The organism is Staphylococcus sp. HMSC036D05, assembly GCF_001836225.1.
Lineage (GTDB): Bacteria > Bacillota > Bacilli > Staphylococcales > Staphylococcaceae > Staphylococcus > Staphylococcus caprae.
On record NZ_KV827773.1, the window covers coordinates 900 to 7,082 of the forward strand.

The window sequence follows — 6,183 nt, forward strand, 5'->3', positions numbered from 1 at the left end:
TATTCAACATATGATTTATCACTTAGACGATGAAGGCACGATGGCTGTTGTACTTCCACATGGCGTCTTATTCCGTGGCGTAGCCGAAGGCACAATACGTAAATATTTAATTGAAGAGAAGAATTATTTAGACGCCGTGATAGGCTTACCTGCGAACTTATTCTTTGGCACGAGTATTCCAACTTGCGTTCTAGTCTTTAAGAAATGTCGTCAACAAGACGATGATGTCGTATTTATCGATGCATCTCAATCCTTTGAAAAAGGTAAAAACCAAAACCATCTCACAGACGAAGATGTAGACAAAATCGTCGAAACATACAGTCAAAGAGAAACGATAGATAAATATAGCTATGTCGCAACTTTAGATGAAATCAAAGAGAATGATTATAATCTAAACATTCCAAGATATGTAGATACTTTCGAAGAAGAAGAACCCATCGATCTCAATCAAGTCCAACAACAACTCAAAGACATTGATAAAGACATCGCCCACGTAGAATCAGAAATCAACGAATACCTCAAAGAACTAGGAGTGTTGAACAATGACTGAACAACAAAATACTCCAGCACTAAGATTTCCAGAGTTTAAAGAGGAATGGAAATTAGAGAATTTAGGTAATTTAGCGGATATAATGCGCGGCGCTTCTCCGCGGCCTATTAAAGATTCTAAATGGTTTGATGATAATAGCGACATTGGTTGGTTGCGAATTTCAGATGTTACTCAACAAAATGGAAAAATTAAATTTTTACAACAACATTTATCTAATGAAGGACAAAAGAAAACTCGTGTTCTTTATGAACCACATTTACTTTTAAGTATTGCTGCTTCAGTAGGAAAACCAGTTATTAATTATGTGAAAACCGGAGTACACGATGGTTTTTTAATATTCATGAGACCTAAGTTTAATTTATATTTTATGTTTAATTGGTTAGAAAACTTTCAATTGAAATGGAATAAGTATGGTCAACCTGGTAGTCAAGTAAATTTAAACTCTGATTTGGTAAAATCACAAAACATCTATATACCTAAATCATATGAAGAACAGGAGAAAATGGGTATTTTCTTTAACAAACTCGACCAACACATTGAGTTAGAAGAACAGAAACTTGCACTCTTCGAACAACAGAAAAAAGGTTATATGCAAAAAATTTTCTCACAAGAGTTGTGTTTTACAAAACTAAGTAGTAGTAATACTCAAAAATGTCTTAAAATCAAAGATTTATTTAATATTATAGATGGAGATCGAGGTAAAAATTATCCCAATGAAAAAGATTTTTACAATCAAGGATATACATTATTTTTAGATACAGGAAATGTAACAAAAAAAGGATTCTCATTTACCAAAAATAGATTCATTAATAAAGAAAAAGATGATTTGCTACGTAATGGAAAGTTAGAATTAAATGATTTTGTTATAACCTCAAGAGGAACTTTAGGTAATATAGGATTCTATAGCCAAGATATTCATCTTCAGTACTCTAATATGAGAATAAACTCAGCAATGTTAATATTGCGACCAATAGATAAAATGTTTGACTATTCATACTTATATTTTTTATTAAGAGATGATGCAATAAACACATTTATGAAACACTATCGTGTGGGGTCGGCACAGCCACATATAACAAAAAAAGATTTTGGAAATATGAAAATTAATGTGACAACTGATATTAATGAACAAAAAAAGATAGCGAATTTTCTAGAACGTATTGATAGATTAGTGATAAATCAAGGTAATAAAGTAGAAACACTTAAACGTCGAAAACAAGGTTTATTACAGAAAATGTTTGTTTGATTTTGATAAACTCCTATTATGTTAACTCAAAATAGAGAGTTTGGGACATAATTCCCAAACTCTCTTAAACTACCGACACAGTCTTCAATTCTTTCTTATTTTAAATCATATTTTTCCTCAAAGTGATGTCGCTTTCTATATTCTTTATATTTATTTTTATTAAGATCGTATCTTTGATATTTCTCTTTTAAAACAGCTTCTCCAGTTACTTTACCATCATCATCAAGATCATAATAATATTGATATGTATTATATGGCTCGTCTTTATAAGTGACTTCTAAATAGTTATCTCCAGTATTAAACGTGAAAATGGGTTCTTCTGTTTTAATTTTGTTTTCCCATCCTTTTTGCTTAAGCACACGGTGAACTTTTGTTTTGGTTTTAGCTTCTTCCTTTTTTTTATAATTAGAGTAATGGGACACTGTAAGAAGAATTAGTACAGAAATAATAATTAAAATGATAACAATAATTCCTATTATTTTATATGTTTTTTTCATATTAAGCTCCTTAAATAAGTGTTATTATTTTATTAATATTTTGTGAAATTTAATAAAATAATACAATTTTATGATATGTTTTTAATGAAACACAGTCAAGTCATAGGAGGAAAGCAATGAAAAAGTTAATAACTAGTTTATTATGTACCACAATATGTGGCACAGTTCTAACTACAGGAAGTGTAAATGCGCAAGCTGACAGCTCAACTAACTCTAATTCGTTGAAAGAACTTCAAGATGAAGGCGTTGTGTCTAAATCCATTACTGAAGAACAGTGGAAACAAATTCAAGCCGAAAACCGAGCAGAAGAAGCAAAATTTGAAAAAGAAGTTGAGGCACAATGGTGGAAACAACAAAAATAAGATCAAATAGATCGAGAAAATCGTAAAAGAAAAAAGAAGTTTCATTTGAAAAAAGGTGACTTTTTTATCACGAATGGGACAGATTCAAAAGGTTTCACAGGCCACGCTGCAATTTATTTAGGAAATGGAAAAATTAAGGAAGCACCTGGATTTAAAAGACCAGTAAAAGTAAAACGTTTTTATGAATGGAAAAAGGCGACTTTAAAAAAGAAAAAAGGACACCCTAAACACCGTTATATCGGTGTATATCGAGCGCCTAAAAAATATAGAGGCAAAGCTGGAAGATATGCAGCATCTCATTTTAGTCATGTGCCTTATAACATAACGCCTAATATTTATTCTAAAAGCCCAACGTATTGTTCTAAATTAGTTTGGCAATCTTATTATTATGGCGCCGGACCATCCTCAGTTCACCTACTCTCTCAACCTCAATTTATTATTTATCCATATTCTCTCAACCGATATATCAAGTCAAAAGCTGTTCGGGTTTATAAAAGAGGTTAGAAAAGGTTAAGGTATTAAATGCATATCATATACAAACTAACTACTCATAATACATCATTGTGTTAACAAAAAATGTATAAGCTTTATATTTCTACGCATTCTAGTGATATAATTTATGTAACAAGGAAATCTAGCATGGAAGTATCAATCACCTCACTATTGCCGTAGTGAGGTGATTTTCTAAAGGTGTGGTTATAGTCGCGATTACGTAGCCAATGCGTCAATAAAGAAATAATACTAACAAATACATATTGTTTTTAATGATTCAATGATTAAAGCAAAACTATAGGCGTGTCTCCTATACTATATAGGATTAAATAGTATACTAAATCAAAGTACAACTTTTTGGCCTCAGTACAATGTGTATTAAACGCTTTTTAATGAATAAAATAGAAGTATTAAAAATTGTTAATTTAATTTTTGTCTCTATTTATCCAGTTCTATTGATTTTATGTTTGGTTTTTCTGGGAGGAATCCATGTTTAATTTGAATAGTTAATGTAGCTGATTTTCCATTAATATCAATAGGGTAGTATCCTACATGTCCACTACCTTGATTATTAGCTTTTCCCTCAATTGAAATTTTATCTTGTTTCCATAAAAATTGATAAGTTTTATTATCTTTTGATATTTGACTTAGTTTCTTAGTATCATCATTTTTAATATAAGTATTTAATTGTTTCTCGCATGAATAGAAAGCCCATTTATCAAAGAATAAAAAGTTTACTATAGTATAAATAATCGTTATGACAATGATGATTGCGATGATATAAAGCACTTTTTTCATAAATAATCACCTTTTTAAAAATATTATTAAATTATGATAACTTATAAGTGTATATGTTTACTATATCAGATAATTTTTTCAATAAGGTGCTAAAAAAGAAAATGTATGAATCGACAATTTATTGAGGAGCTTTTAAATGAAAAAAGTAGTTAAAATTTTAGGAGTTATAGGAGTTATCGTAATTATTGTAGCGATTGTTATTGCATTAGTTGTTAGAGGAATGCATAAGCATGAAAAACACGAAGAAGCTAAGCTCAGACATAAAGTTCACCATGTCTTCAAGCAAAAAGGTTGGGAGAATAAGGTTAAAACAGAAAGAAATATTTTCACATTTAACACTGGATATAATGATTTAGAGGTCACTTTTAAAGATGAACCTTATAACACATATACTTATTCTCTTGACGAAGGTAATAGAGTGACGGGAGAGGCTGTTTTAAAAGATCAATACGATAAAAAGCCAAAGCATTTTAAAGAATCATATGATCTTAAGTAAATAATATATTTCATAACAAGAAAAACTAGGAACATATTTGAATAAATAGTTGGTAAGGTAAATTTATGGACAGTAGCTTTTATTAAGAATTGCTGTCTTTTTAAATGAGGTTAGATATAAAGATATACAGTTTGATTAATAATTCACAAACTATACATATTATTATTATGCTCTGGTGATAAGATAATAATTGAATATATTATCGACTGGAGTGATATGAATGAGTAATTCTAAAAAAGTAGCAGTTGTTACTGGAGCGGCTCAAGGTATTGGTTTAAAAATAGCTGAACGTTTATTTAAAGATGGCTATCATCTAGCAATAGTTGATTATAATGAAGAAGGCGCTAAACAGGCTGCCGAAAAGCTTACATCAAAAGAACAAGAGGTCATTGCCTTTAAAGCTGATGTTTCAAATCGTGATGAAGTCTTTTCAGTATTAAGAAAAGTTGTTGAGCATTTTGGAGAGTTAAATGTACTAGTGAATAATGCAGGATTAGGACCTATGACACCAATTGAAACAGTTACGCCTGAACAATTCGACCAAGTGATTGGCGTAAATATTGGTGGCGTATTCTGGGGCATTCAAGCTGCATTAGAGCAATTTGATAAGCTAGGCCATGGCGGTAAAATAATCAATGCAACATCTCAAGCAGGTGTAGAAGGTAATGCGGGATTGTCTTTATATAGTAGTACCAAATTTGCTGTGAGAGGTTTAACTCAAGTAGCTGCTCGAGATTTAGCTGAAAAGGGTATTACCGTTAACGCATACGCTCCTGGCATCGTTGAAACTCCTATGATGGAAGGTATCGCAATTAAATTAGCGAAAGAGAACAACAAACCTGAAGAGTGGGGATGGAAACAGTTTACTGATCAAATCACTTTAAAACGATTATCAAAACCAGAAGACGTAGCTAACGTAGTAAGTTTCTTAGCTAGCAGTGATTCAGATTATATTACAGGCCAAACTATTATTGTTGACGGTGGAATGAGATTCCATTAAAAAGTATACATGAGAACAACGTTTATGCACTTTCATGACTGCATAAACGTTTTTTTATGAGTAAATTGTTAACTAACGGAGCGGATAAGTAAATTAAAATTATTGAATGGTCAAATAATTTTATTCATCATCAAACGCTCCAAAATCTACAAATTTAGTATGGTGAAATTTAGGAGTAGCAGTGAAAATTTTATTTTCTCCTAATTGATTGATAATTGTTGTATGGGTGGGCATGTTTGGTTCTTTTTCAATTTTTTTAGACATGTCGTAAACGCTTTTGATGCATTTTTTTCTTGAAGGAGTTTTAAGCGTACTAAATAATGTTGTTATTACTTCTCTTTTAGCTTTATAATTTGTATTTTTATAAGCTTCTCTCATACCATTTTTGAATTCTACATCAGACTTTTTAATTAAAGGCTCATAGTATTTTCTATAATTCTTTAATGATGTTATATCTCCTACAATATAATAGTATTCATTTTGATAACCTGCATCTTGAGTTTTATTTATGGCTTCTTGTGTATATCCTATATAGTCATATTTACTTTTATTATTTTTATAAAATCTAGTTAAATTATCATATTTCTCTTTTTGAGCTCTATATTCGAATCCACTTAATACAGTTCCTACCATAGTGCTCATGGAATCCCCGTTATCATGACTCCGCATAGAACCTTTTTCATGAATAGATTCCTTGTCGAATGGGATACTCGCGTTGAATACAATATCGTGGTCATCACAA

The 6,183-nt window shown here is 30.7% G+C and carries 9 protein-coding genes; 6 read left to right on the forward strand and 3 right to left on the reverse strand.

Annotated elements, in window-relative coordinates; all coding sequences use genetic code 11:
• Together HMPREF2580_RS00575 and HMPREF2580_RS00580 are read left to right on the forward strand one after the other, a co-directional pair.
• On the forward strand, positions 1 to 550 hold a 550-nt coding region (locus HMPREF2580_RS00575; RefSeq protein ID WP_176747458.1), incomplete at its 5' end, for an N-6 DNA methylase.
• A complete protein-coding gene (locus HMPREF2580_RS00580; RefSeq protein ID WP_070830029.1) occupies positions 543 to 1,796 on the forward strand; it encodes a restriction endonuclease subunit S in 1,254 nt (417 codons plus the stop codon). The genes HMPREF2580_RS00575 and HMPREF2580_RS00580, both read left to right, overlap by 8 nt.
• Before the next feature lie 95 nt (positions 1,797 to 1,891).
• Here HMPREF2580_RS00580 and HMPREF2580_RS00585 read toward each other — a convergent pair whose 3' ends face one another.
• Positions 1,892 to 2,293 (reverse strand): DUF3139 domain-containing protein, encoded by a 402-nt coding sequence (locus HMPREF2580_RS00585; RefSeq protein WP_070830030.1) that lies wholly within the window; start codon positions 2,291 to 2,293, stop codon positions 1,892 to 1,894.
• A gap of 116 nt (positions 2,294 to 2,409) precedes the next feature.
• On the opposite strand from HMPREF2580_RS00585, the gene HMPREF2580_RS12395 reads away from it, so the two are divergent.
• Together HMPREF2580_RS12395 and HMPREF2580_RS12400 are read left to right on the forward strand one after the other, a co-directional pair.
• Positions 2,410 to 2,655 (forward strand): hypothetical protein, encoded by a 246-nt coding sequence (locus HMPREF2580_RS12395; RefSeq protein WP_256326262.1) that lies wholly within the window; start codon positions 2,410 to 2,412, stop codon positions 2,653 to 2,655.
• 45 nt (positions 2,656 to 2,700) lie between these two features.
• Positions 2,701 to 3,159, forward strand: a complete 459-nt coding sequence (locus tag HMPREF2580_RS12400; protein WP_256326264.1) for a C40 family peptidase — start codon at positions 2,701 to 2,703, stop codon at positions 3,157 to 3,159.
• A gap of 426 nt (positions 3,160 to 3,585) precedes the next feature.
• On the opposite strand, the gene HMPREF2580_RS00595 is transcribed toward HMPREF2580_RS12400, so the two are convergent.
• On the reverse strand, positions 3,586 to 3,945 hold the full coding sequence (locus tag HMPREF2580_RS00595; protein WP_070830031.1) for a hypothetical protein: 360 nt from the start codon (positions 3,943 to 3,945) through the stop codon (positions 3,586 to 3,588).
• A gap of 136 nt (positions 3,946 to 4,081) precedes the next feature.
• On the opposite strand from HMPREF2580_RS00595, the gene HMPREF2580_RS00600 reads away from it, so the two are divergent.
• On the forward strand, positions 4,082 to 4,441 hold the full coding sequence (locus tag HMPREF2580_RS00600; RefSeq protein WP_070830032.1) for a DUF3139 domain-containing protein: 360 nt from the start codon (positions 4,082 to 4,084) through the stop codon (positions 4,439 to 4,441).
• Positions 4,442 to 4,661: 220 nt separating this feature from the next.
• Positions 4,662 to 5,441, forward strand: a complete 780-nt coding sequence (locus tag HMPREF2580_RS00605) for a (S)-acetoin forming diacetyl reductase (RefSeq protein WP_044466588.1) — start codon at positions 4,662 to 4,664, stop codon at positions 5,439 to 5,441.
• Between the two features lie 120 nt (positions 5,442 to 5,561).
• Here HMPREF2580_RS00605 and HMPREF2580_RS00610 read toward each other — a convergent pair.
• Positions 5,562 to 6,183: DUF1672 family protein (locus HMPREF2580_RS00610; RefSeq protein ID WP_083321643.1), on the reverse strand; the 622-nt coding region annotated here is incomplete at its 5' end.